This window comes from Mesorhizobium sp. WSM4823 (assembly GCF_055811195.1).
In genome coordinates this window covers 603,372-621,575 of record NZ_JBVVQL010000002.1, presented here as the reverse complement: position 1 = coordinate 621,575, position 18,204 = coordinate 603,372, and the positions used below count along the sequence as shown (strand labels likewise).

Below are 18,204 nucleotides of genomic sequence, written 5' to 3'. Positions count from 1 at the left end.
GATCACCCGCTCCGGCTGCAACCGGTTCCCGTTCCGCACCGCCCATTTTCGAGCCGCTTGACGGTCTCGCCCACCGTATGACGGGTGTAAGACGCGACTATACTGATTCATACCGATTTCGTTAAGCTTCCATAAATTTTGGAAAGTCTGTTGCAGAACAGTTTCACAACACCGTGACGTCAGTAGCGACTTGATTCCGCTCCGGTTCCGGGAATTGGTGCACGGTTCAGGCGTTGGCGCCACCGTCGATAGTCAGTGCGGCGCCTGTCACGAAGCGCCCTTCGGGGCCTGCCAGCCAGGCGACCATGCCGGCGATCTCTTCAGCCTTGCCGAAGCGAGGCAAGGCCATCTTCTGCCGCTGGTGCTCGGCGTGCGGGCCACTGGCCGGGTTCATATCGGTATCGGTCGAGCCCGGGTGAACGACGTTGGCGGTGATGCCACGCGAACCGAGGTCGCGCGCCAATGCCTTGGTCAGGCCGACCAATGCCGCCTTGCTGGCCGAATAGGCGCTGAGGCTGGTGTCGGTGACACGCTCGGCCAGATTGCTGCCGATGGAGATGATCCTGCCGCCCTCGCCCATATGCACTGCTGCCGCCTTCGACGCCACAAACGGGGCTCTGACATTGACCTCCATGGTTTCGTCGAAGTCGGCGAGCGGCAATTCATCGATCGGCGCGGCGCGCCAGATGCCGGCACTGTTGACGAGGATGTCGAGCCGCCCGAAAGCCTTCACCGTCTCGCTGACCGACGCGTGGATTGCGGCGGCGTCGCGATTGTCGGCTTTGATGGCAATGGCGCGGCCGCCGGCCGCCTCGATTTCCCCGACGACCGCACGGGCCTGCTCCTCGCCATTCACGTAAGTGAGCGCGACGCTGGCGCCGTCGGCCGCGAGCCTTCGCGCAATCGCTGCGCCGATGCCGCGGCTGCCGCCAGTGACTAGCGCGGCCTTGCCATTCAAGCCTTGCGATGACATTTGCTTCTCCTTTTGTATTGATCGATACATAAATGTCTGCCAGTCTTGCCCGGACGCGTCAATAGATTTATGTATCAATCAATACAGAAAGGATGTCATGCCAGAACGGGGCCGCCCCCGCACCTTCGATCGAGCCGCCGCCTTGCTGCGTGCAATGGAGGTGTTTTGGGCCAAGGGCTACGAGGGCGCGTCGATCAGCGACCTGACCGCGGCGATGGGCATCAACTCGCCCAGCCTCTACGCCGCCTTCGGCAGCAAGGAAGCGCTCTTTCTCGAAGCGGTCGAGCTCTACACGCAGGTCGAAGGCACCGATATCTGGTCCGCATTGGAAAAAGCACCCACGGCGCGCCAGGCGGTCGAGCGTTTCCTGCGCCAAACGGCCAAGGCCTATTCGCAAACCGATCGTCCACAAGGCTGCCTGATCGCGCTCGGCGCGCTGCACCAGGACTCAAGCCGCGGCGCCATCTGCGATGACCTGCGCCGCCGCCGCGCCGAAAACCGCGCCGCCTTGCTCAGACGGCTGAAACGTGGCGTGGCGGAAGGCGAATTGCTCAAAAATTTCGACAGCAGCACTGCCGCGACTTTCTACGCGACCGTGCAGCACGGCATGTCTATCCAGGCGCGAGACGGCGCATCGCGCGCCGCCCTTCTGGCGACGGTGGCCGGAGCTATGGCGGCGTGGAAGGTGATGGCCGGCACGGACGCGGCGTGACAAATGTCGCCCGTGATGAGGGCCGAATTCCCGATCCGGTACGGAGAAACGAGATATTCCTGATCAATGCAGCAGCGACGGTGCCCGGTGTTCGGCCACGAACCCGATCGCACGCTCGACCACGCCCTTGTCGGCGAGAATGCGGCGATGGCCGAGTCCGTCGGCCCAGTAAAGGCTGACATGGTCTCCGGCGCCCGCATAGAGCCTTGCGTGGTCGGGGGACACTTCGCGGTCGTCCGGCGCATGGATGACCAGCGTTGGCACTGGCGTGTGGGCAAGCTGGCGGTCGCCGACGAATTCGTGCAGCGGCCGGCCGGCGATGCGTTCGACCCGGTCGGCCATGGCGGCCCGCGAGCGTGGGCCGACACTGAGCATGCGGCTGAAATCGTTGAAAATCGCCGGCAGGGAGCTCGGCGCCGCGATCAGCACCAGCCGCTCGGCCGCCAGCGGCGGAATGTTCTTGACCGAACCGACGACGGCATTGGCGGCGACGGCGCCGCCGAAGGAATGGCCCACGACCGCCACGAATGGGCCGAACCATTCGCCGGTCAGCCGTGCGGCTTCGACAGCGCTGACCAATGTAAGCCGACGGCCCCGCGATTGGCCGTGGCCTGGCAGGTCGAGCGAGACAACCTTGTAACCGGCGTCACGATAGCCCTCGATCAGCGTGCGCATGTATTCGGTGCGCGACCGCCAACCATGGATGACGAGCACCGTGCCGGCAGCCCGCCTGCCCGGCTCGGGCCGGAATTCATGCACCATGACGCAGCCGGTGCCGGTCCTGAGCCAATGATGGCGCGCCTCGGCCATGAAGCCGGCGGCGCGGTCGACGGCGCGCCGCTCGCCGTCGCTGAGAACCTTGGCGTTCGGCGTGCGGCAGAACAGTTCGAAGGCCGCGCGCCCGGTAAGCCGCGGAGCTACGTGCTCGGCGGCGGCAAACACGCCCCGGATGACCTTCAATCCAAATGATGCCATAGTGGCGATCCATCCATTCGTTCAAGCATGAACATAATAGTTCAAACATGAACATTAAACAAGAGCTACCCTGGGACAACCCGCGTTTTCGCAACTGGGTCGCGGTGGCGCGCGCCTGCCATGTGCTGGAACGCACGCTGGCGGTGAAGCTAGCGCCGCTCGACCTGAAGCCGGCGCAACTCGATGTCCTGATGAACCTTTACCGGCATCCCGGCATGTCGCAGCACGATCTCGCCCGCCGGCTGCTGGTCGGCCGTTCCAACATCACCATGCTTTTGCCGCAACTCGAGACACGCGGTCTGCTGCGCCGCGAAGGTGATCAGAAGGACAAGCGGGTGCTGCGGCTGACCTTGACCGAAGCCGGCACGGAACTGCTAATGCAGGCGCTGAAGGTCCATATGGCTCTGATCGAGAAAGCGATGAGCCAGTCGACGCCGGAGCAATGCGACATGATCGGCGAACAGATGCGTAAGATTGCCGACGTTCTCAAAGAAGCGTGACCGGAGCATCGGACCCAAAACCTGCCCTTGGGCCTGACCCGAGGGTGGAAATCGGTTTGGAGCTCGCGGAGCGATCCGCTCACCACATCGACTTTTTCGCGCGCTCCGGCCATTCCTTGTCGTAGGCCTCGCCGTCGATGCCTTTCCGGCTGGTAATTTCCAGGATCTTTCCGGGTGTCGGCAACGACTTCGGATCGACATGCCTTGCCGGGTTCCAGAGTTCCGACCGGACGATGGCGCGGGCGCACTGGAAATAGACCGAATCGACGTCGATGATCGTGACCGAGCGCGCCGGCTTGCCGTCGACGCTGAACGAGGCGCAGAGCGCGGCGTCGGTGGTGATATGGGCGCGGCCGTTGACGCGCAGCGTCGTGCCGGAGCCTGGCACCAGGAACAACAGCCCGACGCGCGGATCGCGAATGATGTTCTTCAGCGAATCGGCGCGGTTGTTGCCGCGTCGGTCCGGCATCATCAGAGTTTTCGGATCGGGAATGCGAACGAAGCCGGCGAGATCCCCGCGCGGCGAGCAATCCAGCCCTCCCGGCCCGCTGGTCGCGAGCGCGACAAAGGGCGAGGCTTCGATAAAGGCGGCATATTCAGGGATGACGTGGTCGAGTTCCTTGACCAGCGATGTCTCGCCGGGCAGGCCATAGAGCGCTTCGAGCTGTTCGACCGTGGTGATGACGGACATTTTTCTTCTCCGGAGCTTTGCCGGCGCTACTCTATGTCGGTGACGTTTTGACGATAGGGCACGGCGGAAGCTAACGATCGCGGCTTAGCCCCTTCTCCTCCAGCTCGGCGAGATAGGCGGCCCAGCGTGCGTCCTTCTCATGACCGAGCGTATGCAGGTAATTCCAGGTGAAGATGCCGGTATCGTGGAAATCGTCGAAGGTGATGCGGACGGCATAGTTGCCGACCGGTTCGATCTTCAGGATCGCAACGTTGCGCTTGCCGGGAACGGTCACGCGCTGTTCGGGCGAATGGCCTTGCACTTCGGCCGATGGCGAGACGACACGCAGAAACTCCGCCGGCAGTTCGAACGGCTGATGGCCTGGGAATGTCATGGTAAGCAGCTTGCGGTCCTTCGAGACCCTGAGTTCCTTCGGCGCCGTCATGGTGATAGATTCCGCATTATCTGTCCTTTCCCTACGCCGCTTCGCGCAGCGGGAAAAGGCCGCTTCGAGACTTCCGACATAATCTGTCGGCGGCGCGATGTTACCAAAGATCGAGATCTCTTATCTTGAATGGCAGGTTGGATCGTATCACATAGCCATATATAACGATGCCGTTCGCAGCCACGGGAAACGCACCAGCATGGACATGATCGATCCTTTTGGTCGCACGATCAGCTATCTCAGGGTGTCGGTCACCGACCGCTGCGATTTCCGCTGCACCTATTGCATGGCCGAGGACATGGCGTTTCTTCCCAAGAAGGATTTGCTGTCGCTGGAAGAGCTCGACCGGCTGTGCACGGTCTTCATAGAAAAGGGTGTGAGGAAACTGCGTCTGACCGGCGGCGAGCCGCTGGTGCGCAAGAACATCATGCATCTGGTGCGCCAGATTGCGCGGCATCTCGAAAGCGGCGCGCTGGAAGAATTGACGCTGACCACCAATGGCTCGCAGCTTTCGCGCTTTGCCGCTGAGCTCGCCGATTGCGGGGTCAAGCGGATCAACGTTTCGCTGGACACGCTGGACCCGGAAAAATTCCGCCAGATCACCCGCTGGGGCAATCTCGACAAGGTCATGGACGGCATCGACGCGGCGCAAGCGGCGGGGCTGAAGGTAAAGCTCAATGCGGTGGCGCTGAAGGATTTCAATGACGCCGAGCTGCCGGAAATGCTGCGCTGGGCGCACGGCCGCGGCATGGAGTTGACGGTCATCGAAACCATGCCGATGGGTGAGATCGATGCCGACCGCACTGACCAGTACCTGCCGCTGTCGCTGCTGCGCGCAGCACTGGAGCGGCAATTCACGCTGAACGACATTCCCTACAAGACCGGTGGCCCCGCCCGCTACGTCCAAGTCGCCGAGACCGGTGGCAGGCTCGGTTTCATCACGCCGATGACGCATAATTTTTGCGAAAGCTGCAACCGCGTCCGGCTGACCTGCACCGGCACGCTCTATATGTGCCTCGGCCAGGAGGATGCCGCCGACCTGCGCGCGCCGTTGCGTGCATCCGAAGGCAACGAACTGGTCGCCGACGCCATCGATGAAGCCATTGGCCGTAAACCCAAGGGTCATGATTTCATCATCGACCGCCGTACCAACCGTCCGTCGGTGTCGCGGCACATGAGCGTCACCGGCGGCTGATATTTCGCCGATTGATGGAAGGATTGCCGTCAGGCCCTGCTTTGCACGGCCTGTAGACGATCGCGGGCCGCAGATAAAGGCCGTGGCCTAGCCCTTTTGACATTTCTGTCTTGCGACCGGCTGCTAGACGCTTGATGCAAAACCACAACCGGTAATCGCCTTGCCTCTTTCGCCAAACCTGCGCGGCGCGTTGTTCATGATGGTGGCCATGAGTGGCTTCACCCTCAACGACGCGATCACCAAAGTCCTGTCGGAATCCATGAACATGGCGCAGGTCATGCTGGTCCGAGGTGCGTTCGCTTCGCTCCTGATAAGCCTGCTCGCCTGGCAACGCGGCGCGCTTGCCCTGCCCGCCTCGATGCTGCAGCCGATGGTTGCGGTGCGCGTCGCCAGCGAAGCCGGTGCTACGGTGTCGTTCCTGGTTGCTTTGGCGCATCTGCCGATTGCCAACGTCTCGGCCGTGCTGCAGGCGCTGCCGCTGGCGGTGACGATGGGCGCGGCACTTGTGTTCAATGAAGGCGTCGGCTGGCGGCGCTGGCTGGCCATCGCCATCGGTTTTGCCGGCGTGCTGATCATTGTGCGTCCCGGCTTCGAGGGGTTCAGCATCTATTCGCTGCTGGCGCTGGCTTGCGTCGCCTGTTGCGCGGTGCGCGACCTCGCCACCACTCGGATACCGCAGGTCATTCCGACATTGCTGGTGTCGACTGCTACAGCGCTTGCCATGACGTTGCTCGGCGCGGCACTGCTTTCGCCAATGGGCGGGTGGACGCCGATGGCCGGAGAAAGCACGGCATTGCTGGCACTGGCGGCTGTGCTTGTTGTTATCGGCTACCAGTTCATCATCATGGCAATGCGGGTGGGCGACATTTCCTTCATCGCGCCGTTCCGTTACACAGCCCTGCTCTGGTCGATCCTGCTTGGCCTGGTCATCTTCGGCGACGTCCCCGACCTGCCGATGACACTCGGCGCTACCGTCATCGTCGGCTCCGGCCTCTATGCACTTTACCGCGAGCGGGTCGTCGGCCGGCGAAAGACCGCCGCCGAAAGCGCTGGACCTGATATGGCGCCGGACGGCATATAGGCTGGCCGTTCACGACGAGCGGGACCGCATGGACGACAGACGATGACCAGAGAGATTGCCGGCGTCATTCTGGCCGGTGGCCAGTCGCGGCGAATGGGTGGCGGCGACAAGGGCCTGCTTGCGCTGGGTGACGGCAGGCTGCTGGACCATGTCGTTGCCCGCTTTGCTCCGCAGGTCGGTCCGCTGGTGCTCAGCGCCAATGGCGACCCGGTACGGTTTGCCGGGGTTGGGTTTCCAGTGCTTGCCGACATCGTGAAGGGTTTTGCCGGGCCGCTTGCCGGGATCCTGACCGGCCTCGAATGGGCTGCTTCCAGCACGGCTTGCAAGGCAGTTGTCACGGCTGCGGGCGACACGCCGTTTTTGCCGACGGACCTGGTTGAGCGGTTGGCGGCGGCGGTCGAAGAACGTCCCGACGCGATCGCTGTCGCCTGTTCTGGCGGCAAACGGCATCCGACATTCGCGCTCTGGCCGCTGAAGGTCCGCGATGCCTTGCGGCGCTGCCTGGTCGACGAGGACATCAGGCGGGTTACCGCTTTCATCGACGGGCGTGACCATATCAATGTGGAATTCCCGATCCTGACGTCGGGGGACCACGAGCACGACGCTTTCTTCAACATCAATACGCCTGACGATCTTGCCCAAGCCGAACGTCTGTTGCAGAGCATGACGCCATGATGAGACGCGTCTTCGGTATCACCGGCTGGAAGAATTCCGGCAAGACGACACTGACCGAAAAGCTGGTCGCCGAACTCGTCCAGCGCGGCTGGAGGGTGTCGACGGTGAAACATGCTCATCATGATTTCGACATCGACAGACCGGGAGCGGACAGCTTTCGCCATAGGCAGGCCGGGGCCACGGAAGTCGCCATCGTGTCGGACAGGCGCTGGGCCTTGATGCACGAATTGCGCGGCGAGGACGAGCCGACGCTGGACGCGATCCTGTCGCGGCTCGGCACCTCCGACATCGTGCTGGTCGAAGGCTACAAGCGTGAGGCGCACAGCAAGATCGAAACGCGGCGGCTGGAGGCCAAGGACAAGGCACCGCTTTCGGCAAATGATCCGCATATCATCGCCATCGCCGCCGACTTCGCCATAGCGGGCGAGAGCCTGCCTGTGTTCGATCTCGACGACACGACATCGATAGCCGACTTCATTGAGCGCACGACAGGTTTGAGGCGCTGAGTCACTGCCGAAGCCGCATTCGGACGTCCTATTTCCTCTTTAGCATCCCTGCCCCAGCGTCATCGTTATCCGGGAACGCAAAACCCGTGGGCGGCAGTTTTGCAGTTGCTTTTTCTTGAGAAAGAGTGGGAGTATCGAGCCAGCGGGCGGTCAAAAGCACCGCCCACAGAGCCGTTTGGAACGACGGCCGGGATCATAAAGAGAGGACCATCATGCGAATTGCATTGCGTATAGCGCTCGCCGCATCGGCTGCGCTGCTGACGCTTGGCGTTGCCCAGGCCCAGGAGAAAACCCTGAGGATCGGCACGGAAGGCGCCTACCCCCCATTCAACAACCTGACTGCCGATGGCCAGCTCGTAGGCTTCGACATCGATATCGCCAAGGCGCTTTGCGACGAGATGAAGGTGAAGTGCACTTTCGTCGCGCAGGATTGGGACGGCATCATCCCGGCGCTCCAGGCCGGCAAGTTCGACGCCATCGTCGCATCGATGTCGATCACGCCGGAGCGTGCCGAGAAGGTCGACTTCACCCACAAATACTACAACACACCGCCGGCGATCGTCGTGCCCAAGGACAGCGACATCAAAGGCGTAACCAAGGAAGATCTCGCCGGCAAAACCATTGGCGTGCAGGGTTCGACCACGCATTTCAACTATTCGACCGCAACCTATACCGACAGCACGATCAAGCCTTACCCGACCGCGCAGGAATACCAGCTCGATCTCGCCAATGGCCGCGTTGATGCGGTCAACGACGATATCACTGTTCTCGAAGGCTGGCTTGCCACGCCGGACGGTGCCTGCTGCAAGGTGATCGGTGCGATCACGCCCGACATCAAGATCCATGGCCCGGGCGCCGGCATCGCGGTGCGCAAGGGCGAGACCGAGCTGACCAACCAGTTCAATGCGGCGATCGACGCCATCCGCGCCAACGGAAAGTACAAGGAAATCAACGACAAATACTTCAAGTTCGACGTCTACGGCGGCGAATCCTGATCCTTCTGGATCCGACAGCGAACGGCGGGGCATTCCCGCTGTTCGCGCAAGGAGCGGCGACGCGGCGCTGCTCTCAAAGAGCCCATGAAGGAGAACAGGCAGGCGGATGCAAAGCGTTTGGACGCTGCTCAGTTGGGGCCCTGAAGGCTGGCTCGACGACATAGCCTATGGCGTTTTCATCACCGTTTCGCTTGCAGCCGCGACCTTGCCTGTCGGCTTGGTGATCGGCTTTCTGGTCGCACTGGCCAAGCAATCAAGTGAGCCTTCTCTGCGGCTGGCCGGCAATATCTACACCACGATCTTTCGTGGGTTGCCCGAGCTGCTGACCCTGTTCATCATCTTTTACGGCGCGCAAATCGGCATCCAGCAAGTGATGCGCCTGTTTGACCCGACTGCCTCGGTCGAAGTGAACGCTTTTGTTTCCGGCATGATCGCGCTCGGCGTCGTCTTCTCATCCTACGCCAGCGAGGTCTTCCTCTCCGCGTTCCGGGCCATTCCGAAGGGACAGTATGAGGGAGGCTACTCGGTTGGCCTGTCGGGCTGGCAGACGATGCGGCTTGTGGTGCTGCCGCAGCTTATCCGTATCGCGCTGCCAGGTCTTGCCAACCTGTGGCTCATCCTGCTCAAGGACACTGCCCTGGTCTCCGCCATCGGGCTAACCGATATCTTGCGGCAAGCGGGCGTCGCCGCCCGCGTCACGAAGCACGCCTTCCTGTTTTTCGGTGTCGCCGCTCTTATCTATCTGCTCCTCGCCATCATATCATCCTTCGGCATCAACGCGATCGAACGTGCGGTCAGCCGCCAGCAGGTGCAGCGATGAGCGTAGTCGCCACCGACCGACCGCCGGCTCTGCCACGCGGCTGGCCCCGGCAACGTATTCTCGGCTATGCGCTGGTCTGTCTGTGGATCGCTTTTCTCGCTGGGGTCGCCGCCTATCTCGTCTTCGCCTGGAACGGCGAGCTTTTCCAGAAATACGCGCCGTCCTACGTGACGGGCCTTGGTGTGACGCTTTTGCTGGTCGCCATCTCGATCGTACTCGGTGCGATCCTGTCGGTGCCGATCGCTTACGCCCGCATGTCGAAGAACCGATTTCTTTCGGCTCTTGCCTATGCCTATGTCTATTTCTTCCGCGGCACGCCGCTGCTGGCGCAGACCTTCCTTATCTATTACGGCGTAGGCTCCTTCCGGCCGCAACTTGAGATGGTCGGCCTCTGGGGTTTTTTCCGCGAGGCGTTCAACTGCGCAATCTTTGCGTTCTCGCTCAACACCGCCGCCTATCAGGCAGAAATCCTGCGCGGCGCGATCCAGAGCGTGCCCAGGGGCCAGTGGGAGGGCGCCGCCTCGCTCGGCCTGCACAAATTGCAGACGATGTGGAAGATCATCCTGCCGCAAGCACTGATCGTGGCGCTGCGACCCTATGGCAACGAGATCATCCTGATGATCAAGGGCTCGGCGATCGTCGCCATCATAACAGTTTACGATCTGATGGGCGTCACGCGGCTCACCTATTCGCGCACTTTCGACTTCCAGTCGTATGTCTGGGCGGCGATCATCTATCTGGTCATTGTCGAGATATTGCGCCACGGGGTCGAATGGATCGAACGGCGCATCACGATCCATCTGCACCGCTGACTCCCATAGCTTTGCCTGATCCGCTAAGAAGGCCGGAAAACAGGCTCGAAGGGATTCGAAAACATGGCATCGGTGGCATTTCTCGGTCTTGGCGTCATGGGCTATCCAATGGCCGGACATCTCAGGAACAAGGGCGGCCACGATGTCACCGTCTACAACCGCACCAAGGCAAAGGCCGAACAATGGGTTGGTCAGCACGGCGGCGGCCTTGCTACGACGCCGGCCGAGGCGGCCGATGGCAAGGATTTCGTCTTTTCCTGCGTCGGTAACGATGATGATCTGCGTTCGGTGACGATTGGAGCCGGCGGTGCGTTCCAGACGATGAAGAACGGAGCGATCTTCATCGACAACACCACGGCGTCGGCTGAAGTCGCGCGCGAGCTGGCGGAGAAGGCGCAAATGGGCGGTTTTTCGTTCCTCGACGCACCGGTCTCCGGCGGTCAGGCCGGCGCCGAAAACGGCGTTCTGACCGTCATGGTCGGCGGCGAACAAAAGGCCTTTGACAAAGCAAAGTCGGTCATCGATGCCTATGCCCGCATGGTCGGGCTGATGGGGCCGGCCGGCTCGGGCCAGCTCACCAAGATGATCAACCAGATCTGCATCGCCGGTCTTGTCCAAGGCCTGGCCGAAGGCATTCATTTCGGCAAGAAGGCCGGACTCGACATCGAAAAGGTCATCGAGGTGATCTCCAAGGGCGCCGCCGGCTCGTGGCAGATGGAGAACCGCCACAAGACGATGAATGCCGGCAAATACGACTTCGGCTTCGCCGTCGACTGGATGCGCAAGGACCTCGGCATCTGCCTGGCGGAGGCCGATCGCAACGGCGCCAAGCTGCCGGTGACGGCGCTTGTCGATCAATTCTACAAGGATGTGCAGGGGATGGGCGGCAGGCGCTGGGATACGTCCTCTTTGCTGGCGCGATTGGAAAAATAGGGTTCGTCGTGCCCGAACTTTCGCCTCAATCCAGCGCCGAAGAGATTGTCGTCCATTTGCGCTCGATCGGCTCGGACGAAAATCGCCGAGGCATGCTGCGATATGGCATCAAGATCGAACGTGCGCTCGGCATCCCGCATGGTGTGCAGCGGCAGATTGCCAAGAAGATCAAGCGCAATCATGAGCGCGCCTTCGAGCTATGGCAGACCGGCATCATGGAGGCGCAGTTCATCGCTTCCGTCACGGCCGACCCGGAGCGGTTTTCTGCTGCAGACGCAAGACGATGGGCGGCGACTTTCGACTCATGGGATATCGTCGACGGCGTCTCCGATCTCTTTGTCGATACGGATTGCTGGAAGGAACTGATAGTGGAGTTCGCGGCCGACGAACGGGAATTCGTTCGACGCACGGCCTTTGCCATGATGGCCTGGTCGGTGGTCCACCGGAAGAAGGAACCAGAGGCGACCTTCATCGACTTCCTGTCGATCATCGAAGCGCATGCCACCGACGGTCGCAATTTTGTGAAGAAGGCGGTGAACTGGGCGCTTCGTTCGATCGGCAAGCGATCGATGGGTCTGCACGGCCCTGCCCTTGCCCTGGCACAAAAGCTGGCTGCCTCAACCGACAAGACGGCACGCTGGATCGGCAAGGATGCCGCAAGGGAACTTTCGGATGCCAAAACGCTCGAGCGGCTCGCCAGGAAAGGCTGACCGGGCGAAATCCGCGCCGATTTGTAATGCGGCTCGAACGTTGACGCCATGGCGGGCGACGGTTTTATTGGGCGAAAAGGTGAGCGGATGACGAAGTGGTTGGGATTGCCTGCGGCCGCCGCGGCGTTGTTGCTTTGTTTCGACGCAGCGAGCGCTTCCGCCGAAACCGCGCGCATCTTCTGGAAGGATCTGCGCCCGGCGACCCAGCCCGCCGCCGAAAGTCTCGGATTGCCGATGATAGCGGCAAGAATGCCTGATCATGGCGAGACGCTGTCTCTCAATCTGCAGGACAAGACCATCCAACTGGCAGGATACGCGCTACCGGTCGATCGCGAGGGCGATCTCGTCTACCAGTTCCTGCTGGTGCCGTGGACGGGTGCGTGCAGTCACATGCCAACGCCGCCGCCCAATCAGATCGTGCTCGTCACACCCGCCCGCCCCTACCGGATGTCGCAGGCCTACCAGGCGGTTTCCGTGACCGGCGCCCTTAAGCCGGGCATGGAGAAAAGCCAGCTCTTCATCCTCGACGGAGCCAGTGTCATACAGTCGGGCTACGCGGTGCGCAAAGCGGAGGTGGTGAACGTCGATGTGGTGCCGGACACGATCACGCAGCCGGCAAACTCACCGTGGCGTTTCCTCAACAAAAAGAATAACTAAGTAAGAACACCTCAGGCAGCGTTCGCGCCCGATTCCTTGTCCAGCATCATGTAGTCCAGCGGCATCTCAGTCGTGTATTTGATCTGCTCCATGGCAAAGGACGACGAAACGTCGCGGATCTCGATCTTGGCGATCAGCCGCTTGTAGAAAGCATCATAAGCAGCGATGTCGGGCACCACCACGCGCAAGAGGTAGTCGACGTCGCCGCTCATGCGGTAAAACTCGACCACCTCAGGAAATTCCTGGATGACCTCCGAAAAGCGCCGCAGCCATTCATGGCTGTGCGAATTGGTGCGGATCGACACGAATACGGTGACGCGCACATTGACCTTTTCATGATCGAGGATGGCGACGCGCCGCTTGATGACGCCTTCCTCCTCGAGCTTCTGGATGCGCCGCCAGCACGGCGTCGTCGACAGGCCAACTTTCTTGGCGACGTCGGCGACCGCGAGCGTCGCGTCCTCCTGCAAGAGGCGGAGGATTTTTCTGTCAAGCCGGTCCATTGGGTGCTCCCACGGGGATAGAATAGGAATAGATTGGCTATAATCCCTCTTATTTAGGCCATTCACAAGAAAGAAATTCTGCCCGATGACGCGAAAGCGAGTGGTTTCTTGCTCACGCTTCAACCGAGGCGATATCGGATTTCCGATCTCAGAAACGGCAGCAAATCCATTTCAAACCACGGATTGCGCTTCAGCCATCCGGTGTTGCGCCACGACGGATGCGGCAGCGGCAGCACTTTCGGGTTTGTGGGCGCATCCCAGATGGTACGCCAATCCATCACCGTCTCCGTCAGTGAGGCCCGGCGCGCGGCGCCCATGTGCCAGGATTGCGCATAGAGGCCGATCGTCAGCACCAGGTCGACCTGCGGCATCAGCGCCATCAGCGGCGCACGCCAGGCCGGCGCACATTCGCGGCGCGGCGGCAGATCGCCACCCTTGGCATCCTGACCGGGAAAGCAAAAGCCCATCGGCACGATGGCGAATTTTGTCGTGTCGTAGAATTCTTCGCTGCTGACGCCCAGCCAGCTTCGCAGCCGATCGCCGGAGGCGTCGGTGAACGGCATGCCCGACACATGCACCTTGGTGCCCGGTGCCTGGCTGGCAATCAGGATGCGGGCGCTCGACGAGGGTCTCAGCACCGGGCGCGGCTCGTGCGGCAACGGCCGGCCGACTGGGTTTTCGACGCAAATACGGCAGGAGCGTACCGTCGCGGCGAAGTTTTCCAGCTCTTCGCTCATTCTCGGGGACTTCTTCTCAAGCCGCGGCGCTCGGCCGGCTGGAGATCGCCTGATGCCAGCGCAATACGTTGGCGCAATCCTCCGGCACCTTGATACGCGCCGGCTTCATGAAGTCGATGGCGATCAGACCTGTGATGTCGGCGATCGAATAGGCGTCACCGGCGACGAATTCCTGGTTCGCCAACTCGTCGTCGAGGAGTTTCAGGAATTCGATGGCTTTCGGCTTGTTGGCCTCGCCCCATTCGGGAATTTGCGGAACCTCCCATTCCTTCATTGCCGGATGGATGTGCCGGAACGCGGCGGCGACGCAGCTGAGCAGGTTGAACTCCATGCGCCTTTGCCACATCTCCACCAATGCCTTGCCGAGCGCGCCGCGTCCGAACAGAGCCGGCTCCGGATGCAGCTCCTCGAAATAGCGGCAGATGGCGACGGATTCGGTGATGACGGTGCCGTCGTCGAGCTCGAGCACCGGCAGACGCTGCAGCGGGTTGCGCGAACTGACTGTCTGCTGCCTGTGCTCCAGCGCGCCCATATCGACAGGCACCAGCGGAACCTGAATGCCCTTTTCGGCAAGGAAGACGCGTACCCGTCGTGGATTGGGAGCGCGGCCGCCATCGAAGAGTTTCATTCCATCCTCCTGTTTGATCCGACAAATTATAGGTTGCTGCTCACCACAAGCGAAAAATTTCTCGTAAGGCGTCGCCGATCGAAGCCAAAGTGCCGTGCTTTCTTTCGACCACGTTGTGATCGTGGCTCTCGCGCCAATCGTGCGGCTCGTCGAAAGTGCCGGCCCAGATGCCGGCTTTGCCGGAGCGGGCAGCGGCTTGCTCGGTTTCGAAATCGCCATAGGCCACCGCCCAACCAGCCTCGACCTGGGCGCGGTTGAGATCCTTGCCGCCGGCTTTGCAGTCGCCGAGCAGCCGGCCGTAGCGATCGCGCTGCCAGCCGGTGCAGGAGACGGGTTTGCCTGATATCAGACGCACCAGCGACTGCCGCGCCAGCTTGCCGCAGGCATAGTCGGCACCGTCCTTGCGGCAGATTTGCGAATATTCGGGCGCATCGATGCCACGCATGCGAATGCGCTCAGTGCCGAGTGTGATCGTGTCGCCGTCATTGACGACGGCGGCGCCCTCCGTCTTACGCGTTTCGATCCGGTCAAGACGTGCGGCCAGCAGGATCAGCAGACCGAGGACGATGAGGGTCAGCGCGTAGTCCACCAGCCGGCGCCACAGGCTTCGCGGCCGCGGCGGCATGTATCGCTGTCGCGGTCGCCACGACCACGAACGGTTCATATGGCAAACCGTTGGTTAATCATTCGAACGTAGCTTAACAATTTGAACCCGCTGCCCGTATAAATTGAAGTCTCCATGCCCTTGCAACGCTCGACCACAGCGGACAAGTTTATTGTGGACCGCAGGAAACCCCATCGCAACAGCGATGTGGCGCGCGCGGTGCGCAAGACGCGCGACCGTCTTTCGCAGCAGGCCGGAAGTCTTGATTTCGACCGCGAGCTTTTGAAACTCCACGCCCGTGCGATGATAGGCAGCGCGACCGTCATTCCGCTTCTCGTCCTGGCGACCGCCGCAATGGGTCTGTTTGCTGGAGTGAGTAACGAAATCGGCGTCTGGGCGCTCTTCACACTCATCTGCTACACCATCGTCGTGTTCATGGCGAGGCGCGTCGACCGGACGGAAGCTGCCGAACTCAACCCGCTGCAAACGCACAGTGATTTCCTGATCGGTCATTTCCTTTGCGGCCTGGGCTGGGCCTGGTTCGCATGGCTCCGTTGCGACGCTTGCCAGGTCTATGAGTTCCAACTGCTCAAGGCGGTGGTGCTGCTGCTTGCCATGGCGGCGACCGCGATCACAGCGTCATCGCTACGCGGGGCGCTGCTGTCGACCTTTGCCGTTCCGGTCGCGGTCTATGCCTATGCCGGCGCGAGGCATTGGATTCCGGCCGAGCTTGTCATGGCCGGGTTGCTGATCGTGTCGCTGCCCTTCTTCGCCTATGTGGCGCGCCAGCTCAATCGCTCGTCCTTGATGTTGCTCTCGTTCCGCTCTGAAAAGGACGCGCTTATCGCTGAGTTGGACACGGCGAAATCGATGTCGGACGAAGCGCGGCGACGGGCGGAAGACGCCAATCTGGCAAAGTCGCGCTTCTTGGCCTCGATGAGTCACGAGCTGCGGACACCGCTCAACGCCATTCTCGGTTTCTCCGAAGTGATGGCGAACGAGGTGCTTGGACCGATGAGCAACCCGACCTATCGCGACTATGCTCGTGACGTCCACGACTCTGGCCAGCATCTGCTCGATCTGATCAACGAAATCCTCGACCTCTCGCGCATCGAAGCGGGGCGCTACCAGCTGAACGAGGAGCCGATGATGCTGCTCTCGGTGGTCGAGGATTGCTGTCATATGATGGAGCTGAAAGCGCGCAATAAGGACATCCGTATCGTCCAGGATTTCGAAAACGCCTTGCCGCGCCTGTTCGCCGACGAACGCGCGGTTCGGCAGATCGCGCTCAACCTTTTGTCAAACGCCATCAAGTTCACCGGGACCGGCGGCGAAATCCGCGTGCGCGTCGGCTGGACGGCGGGCGGCGGACAATATCTCTCCATCAAAGACAATGGGCCTGGCATACCGGAAGACGAGATTCCGATCGTGCTGTCCGCCTTCGGCCAGGGCTCGATCGCCATTAAGAGCGCAGAACAAGGCACCGGCCTCGGCCTGCCGATCGTCCAGGGCCTGCTCGCCATGCATGGCGGCGAGTTCGAACTTCGCTCCAAACTGCGCGAAGGCACCGAGGCGATCGCCATCTTCCCGTTGAGCCGGGTGATGGAGGAATTGCCGGCCCTGCCGACAAAGACGGTTGCCGCGCGCCGGCGCTAGTCGCCTAACGAACCGCCGCCGCCATGCCCGAGCTGGTGAGCGCGGCCGCCTTGACAAGGCCGGCGGCAAGCGCCGCCCCTGCCCCCTCGCCGTGGCTCACGCCGAGGTCAAGCAGCGGGCGCAAGCCGAGACGCTCGACGGCCCGGTCGTGCGCAGGCTCCGGCGACAAACTGGCAAGAAGGCAATGGTCGAGTGCAGCGGGATTGGCTGCATGCAGCGTCGCGGCGGCGGCTGTGGCCACCAATCCATCGAGCAGCACTGGGATATTCTGCACACGGGCGGCGAGGATGGCGCCGGCGATCGCTGCGAATTCACGGCCGCCAATCCGGCGCAGTGCCTCAAGCGGGTCCCTGAGACTTGTTCCGTGGAAGGCTAGCGCGGCATCCACCACTTCTGCCTTCCGCGCCTGCATCGCCGCATCGGCGCCTGATCCGGATCCGACCCAATCGGCGCCCTTGCCGCCAAACAATGCCGCAAACAAAGTCGCTGCTACAGTGGAATTGCCAACACCGAGGTCGCCAAGGCAAAGCAGATCGGTGCCGCCGGCGATCGCCTCCATGCCGAAGGCCATGGTGGCGGCGCAGCCGCGCTCGTCAAGCGCTGCGTCCTCGGTGATGTCGGCCGTCGGAATATCCAGCGCAAGATCGAACACTTTCAGCCCGAGATCGTTGGCGATGCAGATCTGGTTGACCGCCGCGCCGCCCGCCGCGCAAAGCTCGACCGCGTTCGCCGTGGCAGCAACAGGCCGCGGCGAAATGCCATGCCGGGCGACACCATGATTGCCGGCGAAGATCGCCACCAGGGGCCGGTTCACCGCCGGTGGCGCCCGGCCACTCCAGGCAGCGAGCCACGCGGCGACGTCCTCGATGCGGCCAAGCGAACCTTTGGGTTTGTCGGCTTTGGCAAACAGCGCATGGACGCGGGCTTCGGCCGCCGTGTCGGCCGACGGCAGGCTCGCCAGAAGATTGCGAAAATCGTCGAAGGGCAGCGCGCTGGTCATGTCGTTGGTGATCATTCCCTGGGGTTGGTAAGCGGCATAGCCGCCTTGCTCGGCCGGCACAACTGCTTGCATTGACGCAAAAGCGGTTGCCAGCGGCGCATTCCGGAGGGCTTGCATTGGCTTTGCCGTTACACCATGTGGAGGCGAGACAAGGGATTCCTTGGGAATCCTGAGAGAACATTATGACGGCCATCGAATCCCCATGCGTCCTGGTCTGTTCGATCGATATGAAAACCGGCTTCTGCTTCGGTTGCGGCCGCACGCGCGAGGAAATCGGCGCCTGGATTGAGATGACCTCTGAAATCCGCCGCAGCGTCATGGCCGAGCTGCCGGCCCGGCTGGAGATGGTTGAACGCAGACCGCGTCGGGAAACGCGCCGCACCCGCCTCGCGCGCGAACGCGACGCCCTCTCGTGAG

Annotated in this window: 23 protein-coding genes; 14 read left to right on the top strand and 9 right to left on the bottom strand. The window is 61.9% G+C overall.

Annotation, left to right across the window (positions count from 1 at the left end; translation table 11 throughout):
• Positions 1-226: 226 nt before the first annotated feature.
• Positions 227-973, bottom strand: a complete 747-nt coding sequence (locus AC0L26_RS07855) for a 3-oxoacyl-ACP reductase family protein (protein WP_473632028.1) — start codon at positions 971-973, stop codon at positions 227-229.
• A gap of 97 nt (positions 974-1,070) precedes the next feature.
• Here AC0L26_RS07855 and AC0L26_RS07850 point away from each other — a divergent pair, with 97 nt between their 5' ends.
• On the top strand, positions 1,071-1,685 hold the full coding sequence (locus AC0L26_RS07850) for a TetR/AcrR family transcriptional regulator (protein WP_473632027.1): 615 nt from the start codon (positions 1,071-1,073) through the stop codon (positions 1,683-1,685).
• A gap of 63 nt (positions 1,686-1,748) precedes the next feature.
• On the opposite strand, the gene AC0L26_RS07845 is transcribed toward AC0L26_RS07850, so the two are convergent.
• On the bottom strand, positions 1,749-2,660 hold the full coding sequence (locus AC0L26_RS07845; protein WP_473632026.1) for an alpha/beta hydrolase: 912 nt from the start codon (positions 2,658-2,660) through the stop codon (positions 1,749-1,751).
• A gap of 47 nt (positions 2,661-2,707) precedes the next feature.
• Here AC0L26_RS07845 and AC0L26_RS07840 point away from each other — a divergent pair, with 47 nt between their 5' ends.
• Positions 2,708-3,160 carry a MarR family winged helix-turn-helix transcriptional regulator gene (locus AC0L26_RS07840; protein ID WP_091590958.1) on the top strand — a complete coding sequence of 151 codons (453 nt, stop codon included), beginning with the start codon at positions 2,708-2,710 and terminating at the stop codon, positions 3,158-3,160.
• A gap of 79 nt (positions 3,161-3,239) precedes the next feature.
• Here AC0L26_RS07840 and AC0L26_RS07835 read toward each other — a convergent pair whose 3' ends face one another.
• Both AC0L26_RS07835 and AC0L26_RS07830 read right to left on the bottom strand, forming a co-directional pair.
• Positions 3,240-3,851, bottom strand: coding sequence for a pyridoxamine 5'-phosphate oxidase family protein (locus tag AC0L26_RS07835; protein WP_473632025.1), 612 nt, complete (start codon positions 3,849-3,851; stop codon positions 3,240-3,242).
• 70 nt (positions 3,852-3,921) lie between these two features.
• On the bottom strand, positions 3,922-4,275 hold the full coding sequence (locus AC0L26_RS07830; RefSeq protein ID WP_473632024.1) for a gamma-butyrobetaine hydroxylase family protein: 354 nt from the start codon (positions 4,273-4,275) through the stop codon (positions 3,922-3,924).
• A gap of 199 nt (positions 4,276-4,474) precedes the next feature.
• On the opposite strand from AC0L26_RS07830, the gene moaA reads away from it, so the two are divergent.
• The 10 genes from moaA to AC0L26_RS07780 all read left to right on the top strand — a co-directional run bounded on the left by moaA (position 4,475) and on the right by AC0L26_RS07780 (position 12,659).
• Positions 4,475-5,470: a GTP 3',8-cyclase MoaA gene (gene moaA, locus AC0L26_RS07825; protein WP_473632023.1), complete on the top strand. Its 996-nt coding sequence runs from the start codon at positions 4,475-4,477 to the stop codon at positions 5,468-5,470.
• Positions 5,471-5,630: 160 nt separating this feature from the next.
• Positions 5,631-6,551: a DMT family transporter gene (locus AC0L26_RS07820; RefSeq protein WP_473632022.1), complete on the top strand. Its 921-nt coding sequence runs from the start codon at positions 5,631-5,633 to the stop codon at positions 6,549-6,551.
• 42 nt (positions 6,552-6,593) lie between these two features.
• Positions 6,594-7,226 (top strand): molybdenum cofactor guanylyltransferase MobA, encoded by a 633-nt coding sequence (mobA, locus tag AC0L26_RS07815; RefSeq protein ID WP_473632021.1) that lies wholly within the window; start codon positions 6,594-6,596, stop codon positions 7,224-7,226.
• Entirely contained in the window at positions 7,223-7,732 is a 510-nt protein-coding gene (gene mobB, locus AC0L26_RS07810; RefSeq protein WP_352930152.1) for a molybdopterin-guanine dinucleotide biosynthesis protein B, read from the top strand. Before mobA ends, mobB begins: the two co-directional genes overlap by 4 nt.
• A gap of 212 nt (positions 7,733-7,944) precedes the next feature.
• Positions 7,945-8,727, top strand: a complete 783-nt coding sequence (locus AC0L26_RS07805; protein ID WP_473632019.1) for an ABC transporter substrate-binding protein — start codon at positions 7,945-7,947, stop codon at positions 8,725-8,727.
• A 106-nt stretch (positions 8,728-8,833) separates the two neighbouring features.
• Complete coding sequence (locus tag AC0L26_RS07800) at positions 8,834-9,547, top strand: ABC transporter permease (RefSeq protein ID WP_473632018.1); 714 nt, start codon at positions 8,834-8,836, stop codon at positions 9,545-9,547.
• A complete protein-coding gene (locus AC0L26_RS07795) occupies positions 9,544-10,359 on the top strand; it encodes an ABC transporter permease (protein WP_473632017.1) in 816 nt (271 codons plus the stop codon). Before AC0L26_RS07800 ends, AC0L26_RS07795 begins: the two co-directional genes overlap by 4 nt.
• A gap of 63 nt (positions 10,360-10,422) precedes the next feature.
• Positions 10,423-11,292, top strand: coding sequence for an NAD(P)-dependent oxidoreductase (locus AC0L26_RS07790; RefSeq protein WP_473632016.1), 870 nt, complete (start codon positions 10,423-10,425; stop codon positions 11,290-11,292).
• Between the two features lie 8 nt (positions 11,293-11,300).
• Positions 11,301-12,002 (top strand): DNA alkylation repair protein, encoded by a 702-nt coding sequence (locus tag AC0L26_RS07785; RefSeq protein ID WP_473632015.1) that lies wholly within the window; start codon positions 11,301-11,303, stop codon positions 12,000-12,002.
• An 87-nt stretch (positions 12,003-12,089) separates the two neighbouring features.
• Positions 12,090-12,659: a DUF3299 domain-containing protein gene (locus AC0L26_RS07780; protein ID WP_473632153.1), complete on the top strand. Its 570-nt coding sequence runs from the start codon at positions 12,090-12,092 to the stop codon at positions 12,657-12,659.
• Between the two features lie 11 nt (positions 12,660-12,670).
• Here the strand turns inward: AC0L26_RS07780 and AC0L26_RS07775 are convergent, their stop codons facing one another.
• From AC0L26_RS07775 to AC0L26_RS07760, 4 genes are all read right to left on the bottom strand, one after another.
• Positions 12,671-13,162 carry an Lrp/AsnC family transcriptional regulator gene (locus AC0L26_RS07775; protein ID WP_023675006.1) on the bottom strand — a complete coding sequence of 164 codons (492 nt, stop codon included), beginning with the start codon at positions 13,160-13,162 and terminating at the stop codon, positions 12,671-12,673.
• Between the two features lie 119 nt (positions 13,163-13,281).
• Positions 13,282-13,899 carry a uracil-DNA glycosylase family protein gene (locus AC0L26_RS07770; RefSeq protein ID WP_473632014.1) on the bottom strand — a complete coding sequence of 206 codons (618 nt, stop codon included), beginning with the start codon at positions 13,897-13,899 and terminating at the stop codon, positions 13,282-13,284.
• Between the two features lie 16 nt (positions 13,900-13,915).
• On the bottom strand, positions 13,916-14,527 hold the full coding sequence (locus tag AC0L26_RS07765; protein WP_473632013.1) for a glutathione S-transferase: 612 nt from the start codon (positions 14,525-14,527) through the stop codon (positions 13,916-13,918).
• A gap of 40 nt (positions 14,528-14,567) precedes the next feature.
• A complete protein-coding gene (locus AC0L26_RS07760; RefSeq protein ID WP_473632011.1) occupies positions 14,568-15,191 on the bottom strand; it encodes a thermonuclease family protein in 624 nt (207 codons plus the stop codon).
• A 75-nt stretch (positions 15,192-15,266) separates the two neighbouring features.
• On the opposite strand from AC0L26_RS07760, the gene AC0L26_RS07755 reads away from it, so the two are divergent.
• Positions 15,267-16,787 carry a sensor histidine kinase gene (locus AC0L26_RS07755; RefSeq protein ID WP_473632010.1) on the top strand — a complete coding sequence of 507 codons (1,521 nt, stop codon included), beginning with the start codon at positions 15,267-15,269 and terminating at the stop codon, positions 16,785-16,787.
• A 4-nt stretch (positions 16,788-16,791) separates the two neighbouring features.
• Here the strand turns inward: AC0L26_RS07755 and AC0L26_RS07750 are convergent, their stop codons facing one another.
• A complete protein-coding gene (locus AC0L26_RS07750; RefSeq protein WP_473632152.1) occupies positions 16,792-17,787 on the bottom strand; it encodes a nicotinate-nucleotide--dimethylbenzimidazole phosphoribosyltransferase in 996 nt (331 codons plus the stop codon).
• A gap of 182 nt (positions 17,788-17,969) precedes the next feature.
• Here AC0L26_RS07750 and AC0L26_RS07745 point away from each other — a divergent pair, with 182 nt between their 5' ends.
• On the top strand, positions 17,970-18,203 hold the full coding sequence (locus AC0L26_RS07745) for a DUF1289 domain-containing protein (protein WP_473632009.1): 234 nt from the start codon (positions 17,970-17,972) through the stop codon (positions 18,201-18,203).
• Position 18,204 lies beyond the last annotated feature (1 nt).

Coding starts and splice junctions, on each gene's coding strand:
- AC0L26_RS07800 (WP_473632018.1), top strand. CDS start 8,834: ATGCAAAGCGTTTGGACGCTGCTCAGTTGGGGCCCTGAAGGCTGGCTC.
- AC0L26_RS07835 (WP_473632025.1), bottom strand. CDS start 3,851: ATGTCCGTCATCACCACGGTCGAACAGCTCGAAGCGCTCTATGGCCTG.
- AC0L26_RS07745 (WP_473632009.1), top strand. CDS start 17,970: ATGACGGCCATCGAATCCCCATGCGTCCTGGTCTGTTCGATCGATATG.
- mobA (WP_473632021.1), top strand. CDS start 6,594: ATGACCAGAGAGATTGCCGGCGTCATTCTGGCCGGTGGCCAGTCGCGG.
- AC0L26_RS07855 (WP_473632028.1), bottom strand. CDS start 973: ATGTCATCGCAAGGCTTGAATGGCAAGGCCGCGCTAGTCACTGGCGGC.
- AC0L26_RS07840 (WP_091590958.1), top strand. CDS start 2,708: ATGAACATTAAACAAGAGCTACCCTGGGACAACCCGCGTTTTCGCAAC.
- AC0L26_RS07770 (WP_473632014.1), bottom strand. CDS start 13,899: ATGAGCGAAGAGCTGGAAAACTTCGCCGCGACGGTACGCTCCTGCCGT.
- AC0L26_RS07790 (WP_473632016.1), top strand. CDS start 10,423: ATGGCATCGGTGGCATTTCTCGGTCTTGGCGTCATGGGCTATCCAATG.
- AC0L26_RS07795 (WP_473632017.1), top strand. CDS start 9,544: ATGAGCGTAGTCGCCACCGACCGACCGCCGGCTCTGCCACGCGGCTGG.
- AC0L26_RS07750 (WP_473632152.1), bottom strand. CDS start 17,787: ATGACCAGCGCGCTGCCCTTCGACGATTTTCGCAATCTTCTGGCGAGC.
- AC0L26_RS07775 (WP_023675006.1), bottom strand. CDS start 13,162: ATGGACCGGCTTGACAGAAAAATCCTCCGCCTCTTGCAGGAGGACGCG.
- AC0L26_RS07805 (WP_473632019.1), top strand. CDS start 7,945: ATGCGAATTGCATTGCGTATAGCGCTCGCCGCATCGGCTGCGCTGCTG.
- AC0L26_RS07780 (WP_473632153.1), top strand. CDS start 12,090: ATGACGAAGTGGTTGGGATTGCCTGCGGCCGCCGCGGCGTTGTTGCTT.
- moaA (WP_473632023.1), top strand. CDS start 4,475: ATGGACATGATCGATCCTTTTGGTCGCACGATCAGCTATCTCAGGGTG.
- AC0L26_RS07845 (WP_473632026.1), bottom strand. CDS start 2,660: ATGGCATCATTTGGATTGAAGGTCATCCGGGGCGTGTTTGCCGCCGCC.
- AC0L26_RS07760 (WP_473632011.1), bottom strand. CDS start 15,191: ATGAACCGTTCGTGGTCGTGGCGACCGCGACAGCGATACATGCCGCCG.
- mobB (WP_352930152.1), top strand. CDS start 7,223: ATGATGAGACGCGTCTTCGGTATCACCGGCTGGAAGAATTCCGGCAAG.
- AC0L26_RS07830 (WP_473632024.1), bottom strand. CDS start 4,275: ATGACGGCGCCGAAGGAACTCAGGGTCTCGAAGGACCGCAAGCTGCTT.
- AC0L26_RS07755 (WP_473632010.1), top strand. CDS start 15,267: ATGCCCTTGCAACGCTCGACCACAGCGGACAAGTTTATTGTGGACCGC.
- AC0L26_RS07850 (WP_473632027.1), top strand. CDS start 1,071: ATGCCAGAACGGGGCCGCCCCCGCACCTTCGATCGAGCCGCCGCCTTG.
- AC0L26_RS07765 (WP_473632013.1), bottom strand. CDS start 14,527: ATGAAACTCTTCGATGGCGGCCGCGCTCCCAATCCACGACGGGTACGC.